Here is a 23,279-nt window from a genome sequence, read left to right as displayed (position 1 = left end):
TTTGACAACCTCACACATCAAAATACTCTCTTCTAAGGGGGTAGTTGTTGCGTAATTCCTCAAATCCCGACGGGTTGTTTTTCAGCGCCTCACTATCCCTCATGGGATTATACAGTTCAAGGGGGTTACCCGTATAATGGAAACCAGCGGGCAGTTTGGGAGGTCTCACACGGTCGGGAAGTGGCAAGCCAAAATGCCGGCATAAGGCGTTTATCACCATATTGTCGGCATTCGCCTTTCCATCAGCGGAATAGCCGGCGATATGAGGGGTACCGATGAAGACATGCTGAAGGAGATCCTCATTCAGAAGAGGCTCACCCTCCCATACGTCAATAACGGCGTCACGAACCCTGCCCTCCTGGATGGCTTTGAGCAAGGCGGTATTATCAACCACTTCGCCTCTGCTGGTGTTTATGAGGTAGGGGACCTTCCGTAAACGATGGAGGAAGGAGTCGTCCGCCAGATGCCAGGTGGCATAGGTTCCCTGACGTGTCAGTGGCACGTGGAAGGTGATGATATCGGCATCCTGCTCAATGACAGACAAAGGGACGAAATCAGGATTCCCCAGTAGCGGGTCACATATCAGGACACGCATCCCCAGGCGTTCGGCGACCATTCTGACTTTAGAGCCAACATGTCCGCATCCTACAATACCGATGGTGGCTTCATGAAGAGATAGTCCCTTTTCTTGTTGCAATAGTAATAGGGACGACTCCACATATTGTGCCACAGAGGCGGCATTACATCCCGGACAACTGGTCCATGCGATGCCCGCACGCTCCAGGTAGGCAGTGTCGATATGGTCAAAACCGATGGTGGCTGTCGCTACAAACCGCACCTTGCTGTCCTTTAACAAGGTCTCGTCACAACGGGTGCGGGTGCGGACTATCAGCGCGTCGGCGTCTTTGACATCGTCAGCACCGATAGAGGCTCCTCTCATCGTACATACCTCATCTGCCAGGAGTCGCAGTTTCTCCTGAATATAGGGAATCTTATCGTCAACAACTATTTTCATATCGACTGCAAAGTTATAAAATTAATTTAAATTATGGACTATCCTTTTGCTTTTTGCTCACTTATTCGTATCTTTGCACCCATAATACATATTTATAATCATACGATCAGATGTCATTTACTGAAAAAGCAAATATAATTTTCAATCAGGCGATTCGTGATTATCACTTGAAAGACAATGTGGATACTCCTATCTCTAATCCTTATGAGCGGGAGAGTATTGAGCACGATCTCTATATCAAATGCTGGATAGATACCGTCCAGTGGCATTTGGAGGACATCATCCGTGATCCTCATATTGACCCGGTGGAAGCCCTCGCGCTGAAACGCCGTATCGACCATAGTAACCAGGACCGTACGGACTTGGTGGAGGAGATAGACTCTTATTTCCGACAGGTGTATCAAGACGTGAAACCACTGCCTGACGCAAGGTTGAATACGGAGAGTCCCGCATGGGCTGTCGACCGCTTGTCTATCCTTTCCTTGAAGATATGGCATATGCAAGAGCAGGTGGACCGTCAGGATGCTGACGCAGCGCATATTGCTAAATGCAAGGCGAAGTTGGAGGTGTTGAAGGAACAGCAGAAAGACCTCAGCACATCCATCGACCAGCTGCTCGAGGATATTGAGGCAGGAAGGAAATACATGAAGGTTTATAGACAGATGAAGATGTATAACGATCCTTCTACAAACCCGGTATTCTATAAAAACAAATAAGGTAGAGTGAAAAAAAATCATATCCTCATCATCCGTTTCTCTGCCTTGGGGGATGTCGCCATGACAGTACCTGTGGTATATTCCTTGGCTCATCAGTATCCTGATGTGAGGATCACGGTGTTGAGCCGCCGCTTTGCCCGTCCTTTCTTTGAGGGCCTCGCACCTAACGTGGGGTTTATGGAGGCAGACCTGAAGCGGGAGTATCATGGTATCAAAGGACTGAACATGCTCTTCCGCAGACTGGCTGCCAAGCAGTTTACCCATATTGCTGACTTCCATAGCGTGTTACGCTCGGAGTTCCTGCGGATGCGCTTTAATCTCGGCAACTATAAGGTGGCGCATATCAACAAGCACAGGAAAGGACGCCGCCAACTGACTTCCGGCACCAACAAACAACTTGTCCAGCAACCTACTTCCTTCGAGAAGTATGCGGATGTGCTGGCTCGGCTCGGCTTCCCTGTCGAGGTTGATTTCCATTCCATCTACCCGGAAGGTGGGGGAGACCTGAGTTTGTTGCCAGACCAATTTCAGTTCTCAACGCCCGACACCCGGCACCATATCGGTATTGCCCCCTTTGCCGCCCATCAGGGGAAAGTATACCCGCTTCACCTGATGCAGCAGGTGATAGAGCTGCTGATACAGAAATACCCCGACGCCAGGATTTTCCTGTTTGGCAAAGGGGAGTGTGAGGATAAGCAGTTTACGGAGTGGTGCTCACGCTATCAACAATGTGTGTATGTCAAGAAGGATTTGGAGACCATCAAAGAGGAGCTTATCCTGATGAGTCAGCTGGATGTCATGCTCTCCATGGATTCTGCCAATATGCATCTTGCTTCTCTTGTAGCCACTCCTGTCGTCAGTGTGTGGGGCGCTACTCATCCTTATGCGGGGTTTATGGGCTGGAACCAGGATCCTGACAATATCATCCAGACCCCGCTCGACTGTCGCCCGTGCAGTATCTACGGACAGAAGAGTTGCCGGCGTGGCGATTATGCTTGTATGAACCGTATCGCTCCCACGACCATCGTGGAGCGTATCGATCAGATATTATCCAAAAAACCTCATGTATAACTTAAAAATGATTGTATGATGAAAAAGTATGTTTGTGACGTATGTGGTTACGTGTATGACCCCGAAGTAGGTGATCCCGATAGTGGCATCGAGCCAGGAACAGCATTCGAGGATATCCCCGAGGATTGGGTTTGCCCCGTCTGTGGTGTCGGCAAAGACGAGTTCTCTGTAGAAGAGTAACCAATAATCCTTCCACCTTCTGGAAGGATTTTTAAGAACCAGAAACGGGTATGAGCGAACGGAAAAGGAATAAGTTTGTTGTATCCAAGGCACTGATAAACTTTGTGTTTGCGGCAATGCTGACGGCGGCTGCCACGCAGTTGGCACATACAGCAGACTCGATGAACTATACCTTCGACCGTTCGGTGAGCTATCAGGGTGATGACGTGTACGCGGCACTGAACGACATGCATAATTTTATGGAGATGATGAACGTAAAGCGCGACACGATGTTCGACATTGACCTGTGTTGCGAAGAGCTGATGACGAATATTGCCAAACACTCCACTGTGTTCTCGTGCGTCTCCTCGAAGACCACATCCTTGACCAGCTACTTCTTGTCGTAGACAGCTTTGGCGAAGTACTTACCGCAAGCGGAGGAGCGAGGGTTCGTGTTCTGTTGCTTGATAAATTTCTGACTCATAGTTTTTGTGTGTTTAAAGGGTTAATGATTTGGTTGATTGTCTTGATTAGGGTGTCATGAGTGTCACGAAGGTCATTTGTCATTAAGAGTTTTGAAAATGGGTGTTTTTTGGTTAATAATATATATATTATATATAATATATATATTATTATACTTATTTTAGTAAAAATCCGAAATCCTTAATGACAAATGACCTTAATGACCTTCGTGACCACTTTCAAAAAATAAAAAAAGTCACTTAAAAATTCGTAGACCGCAATGGGAATGTTGTACCTTTGCCGTTGCATTGAGGATGCAACGGCGATTGCACTTGACAGGTCTCACAGGTGGTAGTCGCGCACTAATTCTTTGAGGGGCTCGACAGCCTCAGCATGGCGGGGGTCGTAACGGAGGATGACGGTGATGAAGCGAAGACTGTCGTCAAGGACTTTACCATAATATTCGAGATCACCGTCCTGCCCTGTGTGAATGGAGTAGTCGTCACCAGCCTCCAGCAGCTCCGCGCCCATACCCATCATATCCTGTCCGGGGGAGCGGCTGAACTCATCATCAAAATGCTTCACCATGAATGAGAGGGAGACATCCTCATTCATAAAGACCTCCATCTGGTCCTCCTCCAGATACTGGTGGCGAAGGAAGGAGGGATAGGTGATGTCGATGCCGAGGCGCTCACTATGATAGTCTATCATCTTAGAGTCGCCCATCACGATGGAGAGGCTGTCGTTACTGTCCAGTTCCGTAACGTATGCCTTGGGCATTTGCTGACGACATGCCATCATGCAAAGAAGCAGGAAGACCGCTGAGAGGATGTTTCTTGAATTCATTGTCTAGTAACTATTATAACCTTTCGTCATTATTCCGCGACAAAGGTACAAAATTTTGATGAAGTGCGAACGAAAAGTGAAAAAATTTTCGTAACTTCGCAGGCATGAAAGTCACGGAACTCTTTGAGCGTTGTATGGAGATCGTACAGGCAGAGCCTTCGGCTGCTGTGCTGCGCTATATGCATGAGACTTTGGTACTTGCCTGTGCGGAGGCTTTGAGAGGCAGCGGAAAGGGTTTCGGTAACCTGATGGCACAGACCGATTATCTGTGTAAGGAAGCAGGGATGGGTATTGCCGACCGTATCGCCGTCCAGACCATGCGACGGCATTCCAACAGGAAAGACAGTGTGCTGACCCGTGATGATCTCCGTTATGACGTGCGTGCCCTTGCCCTCTTTATCTCCGCTGTCTTCTCAGAGGATATCCCCCATGAGCTGGTGACCCGTATTCCCACTATGGGTCGTCCCACGAACCTCACGTTTCAGATCAACCAACAGTATGTCCGTTGTGTGGTGTCATACTGGGACGAGAAATATATCTATGCGACGACAGATGACGGTAGTGTGTGTATCCAGACAGACGATGAGACACTACGTCCCCTGTTGACAGAAGGTATGCAGCTTAACCTGCTGGACTGTCATCGGGAGGGACAGACCATCCAGCCCAAGCTCATTGTGGTGGAGCCGGACTTCCTCGTGGACATCTCCTCGCTTGCCGCCTGTTTCTCTGACAAGGAGCACCGTCCCATCGCCTATACCTTGGGGCGTTTCAAGCCACAGGCAAACACTCAACCCATCCTGTTGGGTAACTTCGCGGGGGCAGCCTTGGACGACATCATCAATCAGTCGGACTTCCATGCCAACGACACCATCCGCCACTCCTTCCGTGAGCAGGTCCTGCAGTTCTGCACATGTCCGAATTTCAATGCCCGGCAGTTCAAGGAAGACGCCTACCGACAAGTGGAAAATATCAAGGAGGCGGTCACCCAACTCTTACCTCATACATCTCACTTCTTACTTCTTTTAGAGCCCTCCTTCGTCTGTGAGCATTTAGGACTGCAGGGACGTGTCGACCTGATGACGAGTGACAAGCACTTGTTGGTGGAGCAGAAGTCTGGGAAGAACTGGAACCTGGAACATTCCTCGAACCCTACCCCTATCGCCTCCCATCTCTATGCGGAAGCACATTATGTGCAGCTGTTGCTTTACTATGGTATCCTACGCTATAACTTCCACCTGTCTGCCGATAAGGTGGATATCCGCCTGCTCTATTCCCGCTATCCCGCCAAACAGGGGCTGCTGGTGGTCAACTACTACCAGAAACTCTTCCATGACGCCATCCGTCTGCGTAACCAGATCGTGGCACAGGAATTCAAGATGGCAAAAGAGGGATTCAAGGACATCATGCCACAGATAGAGGGGCTGAAGGCGCTCTCCGCCACAGAACAGGAATATGTGGAGCGGATGCTCTCCTTCGTCTATCGGGAACAGCTGGCACAGAAAGTCGGTACGCAGGAAGGACAAGGGGGTGCCGTCGCCAACCTGTGGAACATGCCACTGACAGAGAAACGTGATACAGGATGTATCTTCTACGGGTTACGGATGTTGCACAAGGAGATGTCGTCCGCCTTCAGTGGTTATGACCGTCTGACATTCTCCATTCCCGATATGGGTGATGACTTCCTTCCCAATTTCCGTCGGAACGACATGGTGTGTCTCTATGCCTACGAGGGAGAGCCCAAGGTATGTGCCTCCATCTTGTATAAAGGAGTCATCGAACGGTTGAGCGATCATGAGGTGACGGTACGGCTGAATGACGGACAGCAGAATCCGGAAGTCTTCGAGGACACCACCTATGCCATCGAGCCCTCGTTCTCTGACCGTGGCAGCACCTCCGCCATCCGTTCCTTACAAGCCTTCTGTACGGCATCCCCGGAACGACGTTCCTTGCTCCTTGGTGAAAGAGAGCCTCATAGTGACAAGACACTTAAACTCTCACGTTCTTATCATCCACATTATGATGATATCCTGCTGAAAGCAAAACAGGCACAAGATTACTTTATCCTCCAAGGCCCTCCAGGCACTGGCAAGACCTCAATGGCACTGAGATTCTTGGTAGAAGAAGAACTCGTTTCTCCCCCTAAGGGGGAGTCAGAGGGGGTCTCCGCTCTCATCCTTGCCTACACCAACCGTGCGGTGGACGAGATCTGCGCGATGCTGACAGATGCGGGAATTGATTATATCCGACAAGGCAGCGAGACATCCTGTGACCCTCGTTTTACCGACCATCTGCTAGACCAACTCATGGGGACAAGTCTCCGCATGGACGAGGTGCGACAACGGATCATCGATACGAGAGTAGTGGTCAGCACGACAGCCACCATGCTCTCACGACCATTCCTCTTCCAACTGAAACATTTCTCCTTATGTATCATCGACGAGGCCTCTCAGATCCTGGATCCCAACGTCATCGGAATACTCGCCTCCCCCCAGATAGACCGTTTTATCCTGATAGGCGACCATAAACAGTTGCCTGCCGTGATACAACAACCCGATGACGACCCACGGCTGTCTTCTTGCCGGTTGTCGTTATTCGAGCGTTTGCTACGTATAGAAAGAGAGGCAGGACGTACAGCCTTCACGGCTATCCTGAAACGTCAGGGACGCATGCATCCTGACATCGCCGCCTTCCCTAACGAGATGTTCTACGCCCAGGAACAACTACAGCCTGTGCCATGTCCACACCAGGAGGAGTCACAACTGGACTATCCCCTACCCTCTAACGATGAACTTGATGACCTGCTCAAACAACATCGCGTCATCTTCTTCCCTTCTTCAAAAGCTCCCTCTCTGAAGGAAAGGCTACGGGTAGGCGAACACAGTTCGGGAATGAGGCTACGGGGAATGAGGACGGCGGGTGAGGCTTCTCTCAGCGACAAGGTCAATTCCGAGGAGGCACATCTCGTCGCAGACCTCTTGAAACGTATCTGGCGCCAATATGGTGAGCATTTTGATATCCACCGTACAGTAGGGGTTATCGTACCCTATCGTAACCAGATAGCAATGATCCGTCATGAGATAGAGCTTTTGGGGATTCCCGCTTTGTTGGATATCTCCATCGATACCGTAGAGCGCTATCAGGGCAGCCAACGTGATGTCATCATCTATAGTCTCACTATCCAGCATCCTTACCAGCTCGATTTCCTGACCGCCAACTGTTTCGAGGAGAACGGCAAAGTCATCGACCGCAAACTGAATGTCGCGATGACCCGTGCCCGTAAGCAGTTACTGATGACAGGTAATGTGGAGATATTATCCGCTAATCCGCTCTTTGCCGAGCTCATCCGCCGTTACCACAAAGACAGTCTCAGCCACTGACGATCTTCTTGATGTCATTGAGTTTGTTAAGGGCTTCCAAGGGAGTGAGGTGATTGACATCCAAACCTAATATCTCATCACGGACCTGACAGAGTACCGGGTCTTCCAACTGGAAGAAAGAGAGTTGCATACCCTCCCGGCTCTGGGCGATCTCCGCTGTCGGCTTGCCTGCCTTCCCCACTTGGGCATTCTCTGCCTCCAACTGATGAAGGATAACATTGGCACGTTTGACAATAGACTTAGGCATACCGGCAATCTCCGCGACATGGATACCGAAGGAGTGTTCGGAGCCACCCTTCTCCAGTTTGCGCAAAAAGATAACCTTACCCTCCACCTCCCTCACACTGACATTGTAGTTGCGGATACGACTGAAATTCTTCTCCATCTCGTTCAACTCATGATAATGGGTGGCGAAAAGGGTGCGAGCCTGTGCCTTGGGATGCTCATGGAGGTATTCCACTATCGCCCAGGCGATGGAGATACCATCGTAGGTACTGGTGCCGCGTCCTAACTCATCGAAGAGCACCAAAGAGCGCGGGGTGACATTATTCAGGATATTCGACGCCTCCGTCATTTCCACCATGAAGGTTGACTCACCTAAAGAGATGTTATCAGAAGCTCCCACACGAGTGAAGATCTTGTCTACCAGTCCTATACGCGCACTCTCCGCCGGTACGAAACTACCTATCTGTGCCAGCAAGGTGATAAGGGCTGTCTGGCGCAGCAATGCCGACTTACCTGCCATATTCGGACCTGTGATGATGATGATCTGCTGATGGTCGCCGTCCAATAGTACATCATTGGGCACATAACGCTCGTCAAGGGGCAGCTGTGTCTCAATGACAGGATGGCGTCCTTGTTTGATATCAATGATATTACTCTCGTCAATCTGCGGACGGATATAGTGGTTCTCCGAGGCGGTCTTCGCGGCTGACAGGAGACAGTCGAGGTGGGCGATGACATTGGCATTGGTCTGCACCTGAGGAATGAACTCCTGCAAGGCGACGACCAGATTGTTGAAAAGTTGCTGCTCCAAAGAGAGGATTTTCTCCTCCGCACCCAAGATTTTCTCCTCGTATTCTTTCAGCTCCTGGGTAATATAACGCTCCGCCTGGGCGAGAGTCTGCTTACGCACCCACTCAGCAGGAACCTTGTCCTTATAGGTGTTACGTACTTCCAGATAATACCCAAAGACATTATTATAACCTATCTTCAAAGAGGCGATACCCGTTGCCGCCGTCTCACGCTCCTGAATCTGCAGCAGGTAGTCTTTACCCGAATAAGCAATATGACGGAGGTCGTCAAGCTCGGCATTCACACCATCACGGATGACACCACCCTTTGCCACCTGCTGAGGCGGATCATTAGTAATCTCCCGCTCAATACGGTCACGGATCTCCTCACAAAGACTCAATCGCTCCCCCACCCTGCGCAACGACTCGTTATCGGCATGGAGGCATGCTGTCTTGATAGGTTGTATCGCCTGTAAGGCGACTTTCAGCTGGACGACCTCACGAGGGGTCACGCGTCCCACGGCAGCCTTGGAGATGATACGCTCCAGATCACCGATGCGTTGCAGTTGGTCGTCGATACACTGACGGAACTCCGGGTCACGGAAGAAATAGTCCACAATGTCCAGACGGTCGTTGATAGGTTTGACATCTTTCAACGGGAATACCAGCCAACGGCGCAGCAAACGACCGCCCATGGGTGATACCGTACGGTCGATGACATCCAACAAAGACTTGCCACCCTCCTGCATCGTACTGACAAGTTCGAGGGAACGGACTGTGAACTTATCCAGACGGACATAACGCTCCTCCTCGATGCGGGCAAGGGAGGTGATATGAGCGATCTGGGTATGCAGTGTCTGGTCCAGATACTGTAAGATGGCACCAGAGGCGATAATACCACTTTTCAGGTGGTCGACACCAAAACCTTTCAGTGACTTCACACGGAAGTGCTTCAACAGTTTCTGATTTGCCGTCTGCTCTGTGAAGACCCAGTCGTCTAACTCAAAGGTACAATAGCGGGTACCGAAATATTTCTCAAAGTCATGCTTACGCTCACGGTCGTAGAGCACCTCCTTAGGCTGGAAGTTACCCATCAACTTCTCCACATAATCGTAAGTACCCTCCCCTGTCAGAAACTCACCCGTGGAGATATCGAGGAAAGACACACCACAGGAGCTTTTCCCGAAATGGACAGCGGCAAGGAAGTTGTTCTCTTTGTAGTTGAGGACATTATCCTGCATCGCCACACCAGGAGTCACGAGTTCGGTGATACCTCGCTTCACGAGTTTCTTGGTGAGCTTAGGATCCTCCAACTGGTCACAGATGGCAACACGCTTACCTGCCCGGATCAGCTTAGGAAGATAGGTGTCAAGGGCATGATGGGGGAATCCTGCCATCTCGTCACCCCTCACCCCTGCTCCATTGTTACGACGGGTCAGGGTAATGCCTAATATCTGGGCTGCCGTGACAGCATCCTCACAATATGTCTCATAGAAGTCACCGCAACGAAACAACAATACAGCCTCAGGGTGTTTCGCCTTGAGGTCGAAGAATTGCTTCATCATCGGTGTCAGCTCCTTCTTTGCCATCTTTTTCTCTTTTTCCAATCCACTTATGACTTGCAAAGATAACTAATTTTTGGCGAATGGGCAAAAATTGCAAATAAATTTGCATTTTCGCTCACTTTATCGTATCTTTGCAAAAAATAATATACATATCAATTATGGAATACAACTTTAGAGACATTGAGCAGAAATGGCAGAAGCGATGGGTGGAGATGAAAACCTATCGCGTGACAGAAGACCCGACGAAGAAGAAATTCTACGTTCTGAATATGTTCCCCTACCCCAGCGGAGCTGGTCTTCATGTGGGTCATCCACTAGGTTATATCGCCTCGGATATCTATGCGCGCTTTAAGCGTCAACAGGGTTTTAACGTCCTGAATCCTATGGGCTATGATGCCTACGGACTCCCTGCTGAGCAATATGCCATTCAGACAGGTCAACATCCTGAGAAAACAACCTTCGAGAACATCGACCGCTACCGTTCACAATTGGACAAAATCGGGTTCTCTTTTGACTGGGAGCGTGAGGTACGCACTTGTGACCCTATCTACTATAAGTGGACACAATGGGCTTTCCAGCGGATGTTCAAATCATATTACAGCACTTCGTCACAAAAGGCACAACCCACTATCAAACTCATTGAGCATTTTGAATTGATGGGTACAGAGAATTGTGGTGCCTTGGGTACGGAAGAACTGCATTTTACCGCCTCAGAATGGGCAAATTTCTCTGAGAAGAAAAAGCAAGAGGTGCTGATGAATTACCGTATCGCCTACCTGGCTGACACAATGGTGAACTGGTGTCCGAAACTGGGTACTGTTCTTGCCAATGACGAGGTCGTTGACGGGGTCAGCGTACGTGGTGGTTATCCTGTGGTACAGAAGAAGATGCGCCAGTGGTGCCTTCGTGTGTCAGCCTATGCACAGCGTCTGTTGGACGGACTGGAGGAGATTGACTGGACAGAATCCCTGAAGGAGACACAGCGTAACTGGATTGGTCGCTCCGAGGGTACAGAGGTAGAGTTCAAGGTTGCGGATAGTGATAAGCATTTCACCATCTTCACCACCCGTGCCGACACCATGTTTGGTGTTACGTTTATGGTACTGGCTCCAGAAAGTGATCTCGTAGCCGAACTCACCACACCAGAGCAGAAAGCAGAAGTTGAAAAATATCTCGACTATGTGAAGAAACGCACAGAGCGTGACCGTCAGATGGACCATAAGGTAACGGGAGTGTTCTCCGGAAGCTATGCTATCAATCCGTTTAATGACGAAAAGATTCCCATCTGGATAGCTGAATATGTATTGGCAGGCTATGGTACTGGTGCTATCATGGCGGTTCCTGCCCATGACTCTCGTGACTATGCCTTTGCCAAGCACTTTAATTTGCCTATCATCCCACTGATAGAGGGTGCTGATGTCTCTGAGGAGAGTTATGATGCCAAGGAAGGTATCATGTGTAACTCCGCCTCTGCGAAATTCAGTCTCAACGGACTGACTGTGAAGGAGGCTATTGCCGCTACCAAGAAATTCGTGACAGAGCAGGGGATAGGACGTGTGAAAGTCAACTATCGTCTGCGTGATGCTATCTTCTCCCGCCAGCGTTACTGGGGTGAGCCATTCCCTGTATACTATAAGGATGACATGCCCTATATGATCCCTAAGGAATGCCTGCCCCTGGAACTTCCGGAGATTGACGAGTATAAGCCGACGGAGACTGGTGAGCCACCATTGGGACGTGCTAAGATGTGGGCATGGGACACCAAGTTCGACAAGGTAGTATCGAAAGACGAGATAGACAATAAGACTGTTTTCCCACTGGAGTTAAATACCATGCCAGGCTTTGCAGGTTCCAGCGCGTATTACCTGCGCTATATGGATCCTAAGAATGAGAAGGCTCTCGTCAGTCGTGATGCTGATGAGTACTGGCGCAACGTCGACCTTTATGTGGGTGGTACAGAGCATGCCACTGGTCACCTGATTTACTCTCGTTTCTGGAATAAGTTCTTGTATGACTCCGGCTACAGTTGTGAGGACGAACCTTTCAAGAAACTGGTCAACCAGGGAATGATACAAGGTCGCTCTAATTTTGTATATCGCATTGAGGATGAGGGTGCTGACAAGGGTAAGTTCGTCAGCTTCGGACTGAAGGAGAAATATACGACCACACCTATCCATGTGGATGTGAATATCGTATCAAATGATATCCTCGACTTGGATGCCTTCAAGGCCTGGCGTCCGGAATATAATCATGCGGAGTTTATCCTTGAGGATGGTAAATACATCTGCGGATGGGCTATTGAGAAGATGTCGAAATCGATGTTCAATGTGGTGAACCCAGATATGATCGTAGAGAAATATGGTGCTGACACCTTGCGTCTCTATGAGATGTTCCTGGGTCCTGTGGAGCAGTCGAAACCATGGGATACCAACGGTATTGACGGATGTCACCGCTTCCTGAAGAAGTTTTGGGCATTGTTCTATGGCAACGCTCGTGACAATGCAGAAGGCAAACTTCTGGTTGACGATAGTGAGCCTACGAAAAATGCCTTGAAGAGTGTTCATAAGCTCATCAAGAAGGTTTCACAGGATATTGAACTCTTCTCTTACAATACCTCTATCTCTGCTTTTATGATCTGTGTCAACGAACTGGCTCAGCAGAAGTGTAAGAGTCGTGAGGCGTTGAAGACGCTGGTGATCCTCATCGCTCCTTTTGCTCCTCATATTGCTGAAGAGCTCTGGGAGGCACTGGGAGAGCAGGGTAGTGTCTGCGATTCGAAATGGCCTGTTTGGAATGAGGAGTACCTGGTGGAGAATAGTGTGAAACTGGGTGTCGCCTTCAATGGTAAGACTCGCTTCGACATGGAATTCCCTGCCGATGCAGATAATACGACTATTGAACAGACCGTGCTTGCCGATGACCGTGCCAAGAAATATATTGAGGGTGAGATCATGAAGGTTATCATCGTCCCGAAGCGTATGGTGAATATCGTATTTAAGAAATGACAGCACAACATAAGATGATATTGAATGAAGCCAAGGACTATCTTTTCATAGCCCTTGGCCTCTTCATCTATACCATTGCCTTCACTGTATTCCTGATGCCTTACCAGATTGTGGCTGGCGGAGTGACTGGTCTCTCTGCTATCATTTACTATGCCACAGGATTCCATTTGGAGAACACATATATTATCATCAATGGTCTTTTGCTGATAGCAGCCCTCAAGATCCTGGGTGTGAAATTCCTGATGAAGACCATCTTTGCCATCTTCACACTCTATTTTATGTTGATGATAGCACAAGACTTGATTCCAAAACAGGAAAACGGACTACCATTTAAACTGATGGGGGAGGGACAGGACTTTATGTCAATGATTATAGGCTGCGTCCTGACGGGTGTTGCCCTTGCCACTGTGTTCACACATAATGGCTCAACAGGTGGCACCGATATCATTGCCGCATCTGTGAATAAGTTTCATCCCAATGTCTCACTAGGTAACGTGCTCATCGCCGCAGACTTTTGTATCATCGGCTCTTGTATGTTTTTCCCACAATTTGGTACTTATCTGGAGCGGGCACATAAAGTAATGTTCGGCTTCTGCGTGATGGCAATGGAGAACTATACACTTGACTATGTGATGAATGCCCGCCGGCAGTCCGTACAGTTCTTTATTTTCTCCAGCAAATGGCAAGAGATCGCCAACGCTATCGGTACTCAGATGAATCATGGGGTGACTATCCTTGACGGTCATGGCTGGTATACTGGTAAGAAAAGTAAGGTTCTCTGTATCCTTGCTAAGAAGAATGAGAGCATCAATATTTTCCGACTCATCAAGATGATTGACCCTAACGCCTTTGTCAGCCAGTCAAGTGTTATTGGTGTCTACGGAGAGGGATTCGATGAGATGAGGGTAAAGATTAAAGAAGATAAGTTTATTAAAAAAAATGAAGATAGTATTCGCAACGAACAACCAACACAAACTTGAGGAAATCAGGAGTATCTTAGGAGATAAGTATGAGGTGGTTTCCTTGAAAGAAATTGGATGTCATGAGGATATTCCCGAGACTGGTAAGACATTGGAGGAGAATGCCCTCCAAAAAGCACAATATGTCTATGACCATTACCATGTGAGTTGTTTTGCCGATGACACAGGACTGGAAGTGGACGCTCTGAATGGAGCGCCAGGTGTGTATAGTGCACGATATGCCAGTCTGGAACATCTTGACACCTCAGATACCCTTGAGCACGACTCAGAGGCTAATATGGCACGTTTGCTGCGTGAATTAGGAAATAATAACAACCGCAAGGCACGATTCCGCACCGTTATTGCGTTAATAGAAAAAAAGGACGTGTGTCCATGTGGTTGTACCAGCATCAAGAAAGTCAGTCAGTTTGAAGGTATTGTCGAGGGTGACATTATCCGTGAGAAAAGGGGAGGGGAGGGCTTTGGCTACGACCCTATCTTCCAACCGCAGGGCTATGACAAGACATTTGCTGAGTTAGGTGCCGATATCAAGAACAAAATAAGTCACCGGGCACGAGCCACACAGAAACTTGCCGATTATTTGAAAACATTGTAGATTATGAAAAAGCTTATCACTTTTGTATTATTATTGGCATGGTCAATGGTCAATGGTCAATGGTCAATGGCGCAAATTGGTACATGGAAAGCCTATATGGCATATAGTGATATACAAGAAATACAAAAAGCTGGTGATGAGCTTTTCGTCATGGCAAGCAATGATCTCTATCAATATAATCTCAATGACCAGAGTATCTATACCTATGATAAAGCCAATGGGTTAAGTGATACTGATATCAGACATATCAAATGGTGTCCTGAGGCAAAACGACTGATTGTAGTATATCAAAACTCAAATATCGATTTGGTAGAAACGGACGGAGACATTATCAATATCAGCGATCTCTATACGAAAGCGATTACTGGTGATAAGACTGTTAACAGTATTCTTATTGAGGGGGTGTATGCCTACCTGATCTGTGGTTTCGGCATTGTCAAAGTTAATATGGAACGAGCTGAGATCAGTGACAGTTATACGCCTCATCATCCAGAATATCCCACAGACTTACCAGCGGAAGACAATTCCGACTATGACAAGTATATTGAGTTAGTGAAGACACTGAATCCTGGAGGACCGAAATACAATTATTTTGGATATATGAAACTTTTCAATGATAATTTGTATACAGCTAATGGTAACTATAATCATGGTGTTCCTATTCAAGTGTTAGAAATGAGTAATAAAGAATGGACTATCTATCAACATGAAGGCATCAGTGAAACGACTGGTGTTTCATACACAGGTTCTTTCTGTTTTGATATAGACCCATCCAACCAGAATCATGTCCTTGCAGGCTCCAGAAATGGACTCTATGAATATATTAATGGTCAATTCACACAATACTATGACCATAACAACAGTCCTATAGAGCCTTTTGACGGTAAAGAAAAGGAATACCAAATAGTCACAGGCGTACAGTTTGATCAAGAAGGAAATGTCTGGATCCTTAATAGCTCTGCACCAAATACTGCTCTTGTCAAACTCAGCAACGGTTACTTTACTAAACTCAACCACAAAGAATTGATGAAACTCAATACTAATAGTTCCATACCAAACAGAAGTAATGCCGAACTCTGTAAAATGATGTTTGATAGTCAGGGAACGATGTGGTTTTGTAATAATAACTGGACTGTTCCTGCCCTCTATCAATACAACACCCAAACAGACGCTATCATAGCCTACGAGAGTTTCATTAATCAAGATGGTATGGATGTTGCTGTAGGAGGAGGTGTAAGATGTGTTGTGGAAGATTTAGAAAAAAATATCTGGATAGGAACCAACGTCGGTCCTCTAGTGTTGGAAAGAACAGAAATCAATGATGAAGGTACCGTTTTTACTCAAATAAAGGTACCACGCAATGATGGTACCGACTATGCTGACTATCTGCTATCAGGTATTGACATTCTGAGCATTGCTATAGACAAAGCAGGACGCAAATGGTTTGGTACCAATGGTAATGGTGTCTATTTGATTAGTGCTGATAACATGACGCAAGTGCAGCACTTTACGACAGAAAATAGTCCCTTATTGTCAGATATTGTCATGTCTATTGTCATCCATTCTTCCTCTGGTGAGGTATTCTTTGGTACAGATAAAGGACTATGCTCGTATATGAGTGATGCCACAACACCGTCTGAGAGTATGGAAAAAGACAACGTATGGGCATACCCAAATCCTGTTACTCCAGAATATACAGGACTTATTACCATTACTGGTCTTACTTACAATGCTGATGTAAAAATTACGAATGCCGCAGGTTTCCTAATTACTGAAGGACGTAGCAATGGTGGACTTTTTACCTGGGATGGTAAAGATAAAAAAGGAAATCGCGTTGCCAGTGGTATCTATAACGTTATCACTGCCACAAATGATGGAAAGAAAGGTACAGTATGCAAGATTGCCATTGTCAACTGAATAAATACAAAATATTCATCAGTATATACTGGAGTATTATTCTTGTCATTATGTTGACACCATTATGGCTTGAGACTATCTTACCTGTTCTACCTACACACGATGATTGGGCAACAACTATTAAACCTGATTTTAATCCCTTCTTTATTAAGGAAAGATTCCTGTTCTATGGCTATCATTGGAGACCTTTTGATGCAATGATGGGTTATATATTAGGAACAAATCCACAAGTACTATACCCTATACTAAACCATTATTTTATTGTAATAGGACATACAATATGTGCCATACTGATATTCAAACTTCTTTCTACACTAAAATTTACCACATTTTCAAAGAACATAACAACAGTATATTTTTTTATTACACCATCTACGATGGCTACAATTACTGCTGTAGACAGCATGAATCAAGTATATGCACTATTATGCGGAATTATCTCATTTCTGTTTTATGTTAAACTGGAAAAAGGAAAATATGTTGCATGGATTTGTATGCTATTCATTGCTACATGGTTTAAAGAAAATGGTTTGATGTGGGCATTGATAGGACCTGTTTTAACTTATGGTTTTGACTTAATTAATCAAAAAAGACTAAAAAGGGATCTTTTAATAGGATTAGGAGTTATAGCAGTCTACGGACTTGCCATTTTTTTACTTCCAAGAGAGATTATTATCCATCCAGATTACGAACCAGATATCATAAAAGTAATCAAGAACATTATTAAGTTTCTTTTTACTACTTTCATCACTGTTGACTACATATACTTGCTTCATCAGCCTAGTCGGAACTTGATTGTTGCAATCTTTACTTTTGCATTATCATTACCCTTCCTTTACTACATTTTTATTAAAAAAAGCAGACAATTCCTAAATAAGAAGATGGTATGCACTATGTTCTGCATGATCATTGCTGTAGCACCACATATCAGTACTGTATTCAGTATGATGCACACCTATGCAGGATTGGCTATGCTGACTATATTAATAGCCTATTCGATAGATTGTTATATGGAGCATAGAAAGTCCGTCATCATTACGTTTTTACTATTCTGTTTGTCTGCTGTCATGATAGATATCCATCTTGTCAATGCGTCTATCAAATCAGGACGAATAGGCAAAAAAATGGCTCAAGAAGCCATTCGAAAGACGGGGAAGCCTGTCAAGTCTGTATATGTGATTATCATTGAAGATGAATATCCTAAACTATCATCATTCTGTGTAATACCCTATGAGGCTTTTGGGTGGGGCTTGGCATCGCAATACGAAACGAATTACCAATGGCCAAAAACGATAAAAGACACTACCATTGTTCATTCATTAGATGCTGTGAAACATGCTAAACAATTGGCTTCTAAAGTACTCTTAAAGGATTCTATCGACTGTGTATGGATTATAAATCATGATAACGTTGATGTCATAAAATAAATAATAACACAATGAAAAAGAGTATCAAAATCATCGTATTCTCTCTGATTACAAATACTTGGGGGGTTCTTCCTATTACATCGCAAACGGTTATTTCACTTGATGAGGTAAAACAAGCGGGATTACACGTAATAGAAATTACAACTAATAATCATGAAGAACCAGAAGGCACTATTATTGAATCACCATTATTTCCTGGTACTTACAATATGACTTATAAAAATAAAGTACCATGCCAGATCGTCATCAGCAAAAATAGACAAATCTTATATGACAGTGGAGAATATATCAAAAAAGTTTCTGGGGCAACTATAAGAATTAATGGTAATACTACTGCTTATTTCTCCAATCCTCTTAACATGCCATATAAACTGAAACTCGAAAACGCAGCAGACATGCTATGCAGAGGAGATGATAATAAATATAAAGATAAAGAATGGAGACTACTAAAGGATGCTGTCTCTCTTAATACTATTGTAGGTCTTCAAATAAGTCAATTATTAGATCTTGAATGGACCTCTGCTTATGTCCCTTGTAATGTTATCATTAATGGTGATTATCGTGGTTGCTATCTTCTGATGGAAACCATGAAACGAAATGAATCATGTCGTATAAAATGTGATAAAGAAACAGGATATATTATAGAAAAAGATCCATATTGGTGGAAAGAAGATAAATTCTTTTCTTCTAAGTGGTACCAAGGTGACAATGTATATAGATGGACTTGGAAATATCCTGATTCAGATGATGTTAATGATGAACAAGAATCATATATCAAAAAATATTTGGAATCTATGGAGGAGAGTCTTGCTGATGGAGACTATGAATCATTTATTGACTTGACATCATTTGCAAAATGGATTCTCGTACATGACATAGTTGGTACACGAGACTCATGGGGTTCAAATATGTATATAAAAAAATACGATAATACAGATAATAGTAAATTGGAACTCCCGTGTGTATGGGATTTTGACTCTAGCAATGAAATTACGCCTGGTAGTTTTTCAACATTACATACTCAAGAGAACGAATATTTTTATCCCCTATTTAATAATAACCACCATGCTTTTGCAGAAACATACACCAATTTATGGAATAGTAAAAAGCAAAATATCGTAAATCATATTATTTCTTTTTTGAACAAATATGCAGATAGTGATGAAGGCAAAGCTTTGGATGCCTCAATATTACTATACAATAGAAGATTTAATTATACATACTCAAATATAGCCAGAAATGTGCAACAACAAAAGCAATGGTACAATAATCATATTCAACTACTTGATGAAAACATAAAATCAATCATAACCAATATATCAAATATAGAAGTTTCATCTATCCAACAAACAGAATTAAAGAATGTAAAATATTACAATTTAAGAGGCGTGGAAATTAATAAAACCCATCAAAAGGGCATTATTATTTATAAATTTGATAATGGTAAATTTTATAAGGTTCTTAATATGAATAAATAAGTATGAAAAGTATTACTATTCTTATACCAGCTTACAATGAATCTGAATCATTTGAGGAAATAAAGAAATGTATGAATCAGGTTATTAAAGATAATCCTGACTACGAATGGGAGTTCTTACTGATTAATGATGGCAGTACAGATAATACATTACTAATGATGCAAAAACTGCACCATGAAAATAAAAAATACCATTACATTGACCTTTCACGTAACTATGGAAAAGAGTTAGCCATCATGGCTGGTATCGACTATGCAAAAGGTGATGCTGTCATTATTATTGACGCTGACATGCAGCATCCCATCAATGTGATACCTGAAATGCTAAAATACTGGGAAGAAGGATATGACGATGTCTATGCCCAGCGACAGACATCAGATGAACCGTGGCTGAAACAACAGACATCCAAACTATACTACAGAATATTGCAGAAATCTACCAATATACCCATACAAAAAGATACTGGTGATTTTCGTCTATTAGACCGTAAATGCATCAATGCACTGAGAGAGATGCGAGAAATAGACAGAAACAACAAGGGTATGTTCAGTTGGATAGGTTTTAAAAAAATTGGTATCAGCTATCAGCAAAACCTACGCAAACATGGGAAAACCAAATGGAACTACTACAAACTATTGAATCTAGCACTGACAGGTATTACTTCATTTACCACCACGCCACTACGCTTTGCATCTATCTTCGGCATCATTATATCACTGCTAGCCTTTCTTTATTTGGTATATATCATTATTAAGACTCTTCTTTATGGCGATCCTGTACAAGGCTATCCCACCCTTATAGTCACCATTCTCTTCCTTGGCGGTATTCAACTCATTGCCTTGGGTATCATCGGCGAATATCTCAGCCACATCTTCAATGAGACAAAGAAACGCCCTGGATATTTTGTAAGGGAATACAAGTAACGTGAGTTCGATGGATTTCCATACAGTATTTTTTATGTTTTAGGGTGTGAGAATTTGCAAAAATCTGGCTATCAGTATTTTAACATCATCACACCCTTTTCTTGGAAAATATCTGCTATGATTTCTTAGTAAAGAATTCGTCGAACTCACGTTATTTTACGATAACAAGTTTAATGACTAATAATATTTAATGTTATCTATGCGCCGATAAATATTAGTAGTTGGACGAGTAAACACTAGATAGTAACGGTCATTGATATGGATTACACTATAATGGAAGTTGTCATCCAACTCATATATACTATCCTTATACGCTAACAGACGCTGGGGAAGTGGCAAACTTGATATGTCCTCAGGTTTTAAATAAAAAACAATCTTTGAAACAGATTTGTTTTCTTGGAGTTTCCAAATGAATAAATTTTTATGCGTGTCCAATTGATAATCTTGATAAGCTGTACTATCATTTTTTATCTTTAATATCACATCTTCTGGAAGAAATATCATTTTCTTTTTTCCATATAAAGTTGCCGCTTGTCTCATATTAATATCTTGAGCATTAAATCCCATATAACAGCAATAAAAACCAAATTCTGCCGAAGGATTTACATACCTTTCCCTAAAGAAATCCATTATATGATTTTCACCTTTAATAGGTTGACGAACTGCTATTAATTCTCTTTCTGGTTCAGACATTTGTTGCTTCATATAATCACAATTTCTTTTATTTTCCTCTCTCACAGCAACAGCAGGAATATAAAACAGAATCATCAAAATACTGCAACAAATAATAATATATCGCTGCCATTTTAAAGACAACAATACTGACCATAATTCTACTAAAAGTAACATAGCCATAAAATCAGTAAAGAATGCCACTCTTTCTAAATTGGTTCCACATACTGTCACAATACCTAATGAAAAAAATAAGCAAAGATATACATAACGGTATTGATAAAGTTTAGCTTTAAATTCTAACTTATTACGCTTGAATAAAATTAATAATGTAATAACAAGTAACCATGTTATACGAACATTTGAAATCAAATTAATCAAACCACTTAATAAGCGATTATACATAGGAATACCTCCATCAACACGATTCCATATCCCTGGTGAAATAACACATAATATAGTTCCGATAATATACCAACATATATAAAGGAAAATAGCTTGATGAAGAATTTGTTTTCTCTTTGCAATAATAAAAGTAAAAAAAGTAATTGATATAGGCAAAGACAATCCTTCATGACTACAACCTATAAAAATAGATAAAGGGGATACTATTATATGAAAAAATAGTCTATTATTATCTGTAAAATATAACTTCCTCAAGTAAAGTAAAAAAATAAGTGTATAAACTATTACCCATAGATAATTGAATGACCCCATACTCCATAATATAGCAGTACGAAATCCACTAAATACAACAAATAATAGAAAACACATTAATATACTTGCAAACGTCTTAAATTTTGAAAGATGCATAATCCGAACGCTTAAATATAATAAAAGCACAAATAGTAAAGCGTTCAAAAATTGATATATAAAAGGAGGTGTAAAAGATAAAAAGAATTGTGCTATAGTATGCACTACTAAACGACCATTTAATATTTGATAATGTACTAATTGTGAATTAATTAAATCATTGAAATTCCTAATCACTTGTAATGCTTGTCCTTCATCTTTTTGCCATACAAAATGATATGCTAAATCGTCACTTAATGTAAAAGAGTCAAATAACTGTAACCATAACATTGCCAAGAAAAACAATGTCATATAATAAACATAAGTATTATCACAACTCTTTTTAATATTTCTCATGTCTTACTACTTATATATGAACAAAATTTTCTTAACTTTAAAGAAGGGAGATGTAAGAATAATAATTGTTTGATACTAAAAGAGCTATGAAGTAATTTCATATCACAAAGAATATCTAGGTAGTATTTGCTATTTTTCCATTCTTTTCTAGATTGACATACTGCTACGGCAAACATATTTGCTATACGATCTTGAATCATATCAGGTAAATATTCATCGTATTGATCTTGAGGTATAGCTGACTTCCTATATTCATTCAATTCATAACAATAATCAGCCGTCCATTTAAAAATATTACTGGTATGCTCCTCTCCTTTATTATATACTGACTGATAAACTATTTTTACTGGTCTATCTGTCAAGAATACTAATCGTAACCAAAATATATAATCCTCACCATTAATAATATGACATGGTAAGTCAAATAAATAAGGTGTAACGATAACCTTTCTATATAAGCTACCCCAAGGAACTCCAATTGTCCCTTCACCTCTAACTGCTAAATGTCTGAAATTAGATATTGGAATTACATCTCGATGCTCATTTAGTAAAGTATATCCATTACCTAAAATAATATCTGTATTACTATCTGTCTTCTCATATAAAAGAGCGATTGCTGTTTCTGGTAATGTATCATCCGAATCTACAAAAAAAATCCATTCCCCATGAGCATTCTCTACTCCCACACTACGTGCTCTTGATCTTCCTTGATTTGGTTGATGAATAACAAGTATTCTATTATCCTTTATTGCATAGTCATCACAGATATTCCCACTTTTGTCCGAGCTACCATCATCTACTAAAATAATTTCTAAATTAGTAAATGTCTGACTTAATATACTCTGAATACATACAGCTATCGTATCTTCAGAATTATATATAGGGACTATGACACTAACATCTGGCATA

The 23,279-nt window shown here is 43.2% G+C and carries 17 protein-coding genes; 12 read left to right on the top strand and 5 right to left on the bottom strand.

Annotated features, from left to right (window positions below):
• Positions 1-10 precede the first annotated feature (10 nt).
• The gene (locus BM257_RS07170; RefSeq protein ID WP_092070330.1) at positions 11-1,015 is read right to left on the bottom strand and encodes a 4-phosphoerythronate dehydrogenase; all 1,005 of its coding nucleotides are present in this window, start codon (positions 1,013-1,015) and stop codon (positions 11-13) included.
• A 110-nt stretch (positions 1,016-1,125) separates the two neighbouring features.
• Here BM257_RS07170 and BM257_RS07165 point away from each other — a divergent pair, with 110 nt between their 5' ends.
• The 4 genes from BM257_RS07165 to BM257_RS07150 are packed head-to-tail and all read left to right on the top strand — an operon-like array spanning position 1,126 to position 3,368.
• Positions 1,126-1,731 carry a DUF4254 domain-containing protein gene (locus tag BM257_RS07165; protein WP_092070327.1) on the top strand — a complete coding sequence of 202 codons (606 nt, stop codon included), beginning with the start codon at positions 1,126-1,128 and terminating at the stop codon, positions 1,729-1,731.
• 6 nt (positions 1,732-1,737) lie between these two features.
• Positions 1,738-2,802 carry a glycosyltransferase family 9 protein gene (locus tag BM257_RS07160; protein WP_092070324.1) on the top strand — a complete coding sequence of 355 codons (1,065 nt, stop codon included), beginning with the start codon at positions 1,738-1,740 and terminating at the stop codon, positions 2,800-2,802.
• Positions 2,803-2,820: 18 nt separating this feature from the next.
• Positions 2,821-2,982, top strand: coding sequence for a rubredoxin (gene rd, locus BM257_RS07155; RefSeq protein WP_092070321.1), 162 nt, complete (start codon positions 2,821-2,823; stop codon positions 2,980-2,982).
• 50 nt (positions 2,983-3,032) lie between these two features.
• Positions 3,033-3,368, top strand: a complete 336-nt coding sequence (locus BM257_RS07150; RefSeq protein ID WP_143096794.1) for a hypothetical protein — start codon at positions 3,033-3,035, stop codon at positions 3,366-3,368.
• Positions 3,369-3,765: 397 nt separating this feature from the next.
• On the opposite strand, the gene BM257_RS07145 is transcribed toward BM257_RS07150, so the two are convergent.
• Positions 3,766-4,269 carry a hypothetical protein gene (locus BM257_RS07145; RefSeq protein WP_143096793.1) on the bottom strand — a complete coding sequence of 168 codons (504 nt, stop codon included), beginning with the start codon at positions 4,267-4,269 and terminating at the stop codon, positions 3,766-3,768.
• A gap of 104 nt (positions 4,270-4,373) precedes the next feature.
• Here BM257_RS07145 and BM257_RS07140 point away from each other — a divergent pair, with 104 nt between their 5' ends.
• Positions 4,374-7,646, top strand: coding sequence for an AAA domain-containing protein (locus tag BM257_RS07140; RefSeq protein ID WP_092070312.1), 3,273 nt, complete (start codon positions 4,374-4,376; stop codon positions 7,644-7,646).
• On the opposite strand, the gene mutS is transcribed toward BM257_RS07140, so the two are convergent.
• Positions 7,636-10,248 carry a DNA mismatch repair protein MutS gene (gene mutS, locus BM257_RS07135; protein ID WP_092070309.1) on the bottom strand — a complete coding sequence of 871 codons (2,613 nt, stop codon included), beginning with the start codon at positions 10,246-10,248 and terminating at the stop codon, positions 7,636-7,638. The two genes, BM257_RS07140 and mutS, sit on opposite strands and share 11 nt — an antisense overlap.
• A gap of 134 nt (positions 10,249-10,382) precedes the next feature.
• Between mutS and leuS the strand changes: the two genes are divergently transcribed.
• Genes leuS through BM257_RS07100 form a run of 7 tightly spaced genes read left to right on the top strand, consistent with a single transcriptional unit; the run spans position 10,383 to position 20,549 of the window.
• A complete protein-coding gene (gene leuS / locus BM257_RS07130) occupies positions 10,383-13,229 on the top strand; it encodes a leucine--tRNA ligase (protein ID WP_092070307.1) in 2,847 nt (948 codons plus the stop codon).
• Positions 13,226-14,209, top strand: a complete 984-nt coding sequence (locus tag BM257_RS07125) for a YitT family protein (RefSeq protein WP_092070305.1) — start codon at positions 13,226-13,228, stop codon at positions 14,207-14,209. Before leuS ends, BM257_RS07125 begins: the two co-directional genes overlap by 4 nt.
• Positions 14,169-14,804 (top strand): non-canonical purine NTP diphosphatase, encoded by a 636-nt coding sequence (locus BM257_RS07120; protein WP_092070302.1) that lies wholly within the window; start codon positions 14,169-14,171, stop codon positions 14,802-14,804. The genes BM257_RS07125 and BM257_RS07120 overlap by 41 nt, the downstream gene beginning before the upstream one ends.
• Before the next feature lie 3 nt (positions 14,805-14,807).
• Positions 14,808-16,721 (top strand): type IX secretion system anionic LPS delivery protein PorZ, encoded by a 1,914-nt coding sequence (locus tag BM257_RS07115; RefSeq protein ID WP_092070300.1) that lies wholly within the window; start codon positions 14,808-14,810, stop codon positions 16,719-16,721.
• A 50-nt stretch (positions 16,722-16,771) separates the two neighbouring features.
• Complete coding sequence (locus BM257_RS07110; protein WP_143096792.1) at positions 16,772-18,148, top strand: hypothetical protein; 1,377 nt, start codon at positions 16,772-16,774, stop codon at positions 18,146-18,148.
• Positions 18,149-18,159: 11 nt separating this feature from the next.
• Positions 18,160-19,626 carry a CotH kinase family protein gene (locus tag BM257_RS07105; RefSeq protein WP_092070293.1) on the top strand — a complete coding sequence of 489 codons (1,467 nt, stop codon included), beginning with the start codon at positions 18,160-18,162 and terminating at the stop codon, positions 19,624-19,626.
• Positions 19,627-19,628: 2 nt separating this feature from the next.
• A complete protein-coding gene (locus BM257_RS07100) occupies positions 19,629-20,549 on the top strand; it encodes a glycosyltransferase family 2 protein (protein WP_092070290.1) in 921 nt (306 codons plus the stop codon).
• 177 nt (positions 20,550-20,726) lie between these two features.
• On the opposite strand, the gene BM257_RS07095 is transcribed toward BM257_RS07100, so the two are convergent.
• Both BM257_RS07095 and BM257_RS07090 read right to left on the bottom strand, forming a co-directional pair.
• Entirely contained in the window at positions 20,727-22,370 is a 1,644-nt protein-coding gene (locus BM257_RS07095; RefSeq protein WP_092070287.1) for a DUF3329 domain-containing protein, read from the bottom strand.
• Positions 22,367-23,278, bottom strand: a complete 912-nt coding sequence (locus BM257_RS07090; RefSeq protein ID WP_092070284.1) for a glycosyltransferase family 2 protein — start codon at positions 23,276-23,278, stop codon at positions 22,367-22,369. Before BM257_RS07090 ends, BM257_RS07095 begins: the two co-directional genes overlap by 4 nt.
• Position 23,279: the final 1 nt, after the last annotated feature.

The sequence above is a fragment of the Prevotella sp. tf2-5 genome (assembly GCF_900115435.1).
Lineage (GTDB): Bacteria > Bacteroidota > Bacteroidia > Bacteroidales > Bacteroidaceae > Prevotella.
The sequence above is the reverse complement of the archived record's forward strand: the minus strand, read 5'-3'. Positions and strand labels throughout refer to the sequence as shown.

Bases quoted from the DNA above. Each gene is read 5' to 3' on its own strand.
- rd (WP_092070321.1), top strand. From the start codon at position 2,821: ATGAAAAAGTATGTTTGTGACGTATGTGGTTACGTGTATGACCCCGAA.
- BM257_RS07100 (WP_092070290.1), top strand. From the start codon at position 19,629: ATGAAAAGTATTACTATTCTTATACCAGCTTACAATGAATCTGAATCA.
- BM257_RS07105 (WP_092070293.1), top strand. From the start codon at position 18,160: ATGAAAAAGAGTATCAAAATCATCGTATTCTCTCTGATTACAAATACT.
- BM257_RS07120 (WP_092070302.1), top strand. From the start codon at position 14,169: ATGAAGATAGTATTCGCAACGAACAACCAACACAAACTTGAGGAAATC.
- BM257_RS07110 (WP_143096792.1), top strand. From the start codon at position 16,772: ATGTTGACACCATTATGGCTTGAGACTATCTTACCTGTTCTACCTACA.
- leuS (WP_092070307.1), top strand. From the start codon at position 10,383: ATGGAATACAACTTTAGAGACATTGAGCAGAAATGGCAGAAGCGATGG.
- BM257_RS07115 (WP_092070300.1), top strand. From the start codon at position 14,808: ATGAAAAAGCTTATCACTTTTGTATTATTATTGGCATGGTCAATGGTC.
- BM257_RS07125 (WP_092070305.1), top strand. From the start codon at position 13,226: ATGACAGCACAACATAAGATGATATTGAATGAAGCCAAGGACTATCTT.
- BM257_RS07095 (WP_092070287.1), bottom strand. From the start codon at position 22,370: ATGAGAAATATTAAAAAGAGTTGTGATAATACTTATGTTTATTATATG.
- mutS (WP_092070309.1), bottom strand. From the start codon at position 10,248: ATGGCAAAGAAGGAGCTGACACCGATGATGAAGCAATTCTTCGACCTC.
- BM257_RS07090 (WP_092070284.1), bottom strand. From the start codon at position 23,278: ATGCCAGATGTTAGTGTCATAGTCCCTATATATAATTCTGAAGATACG.
- BM257_RS07145 (WP_143096793.1), bottom strand. From the start codon at position 4,269: ATGAATTCAAGAAACATCCTCTCAGCGGTCTTCCTGCTTCTTTGCATG.
- BM257_RS07170 (WP_092070330.1), bottom strand. From the start codon at position 1,015: ATGAAAATAGTTGTTGACGATAAGATTCCCTATATTCAGGAGAAACTG.
- BM257_RS07150 (WP_143096794.1), top strand. From the start codon at position 3,033: ATGAGCGAACGGAAAAGGAATAAGTTTGTTGTATCCAAGGCACTGATA.
- BM257_RS07165 (WP_092070327.1), top strand. From the start codon at position 1,126: ATGTCATTTACTGAAAAAGCAAATATAATTTTCAATCAGGCGATTCGT.
- BM257_RS07140 (WP_092070312.1), top strand. From the start codon at position 4,374: ATGAAAGTCACGGAACTCTTTGAGCGTTGTATGGAGATCGTACAGGCA.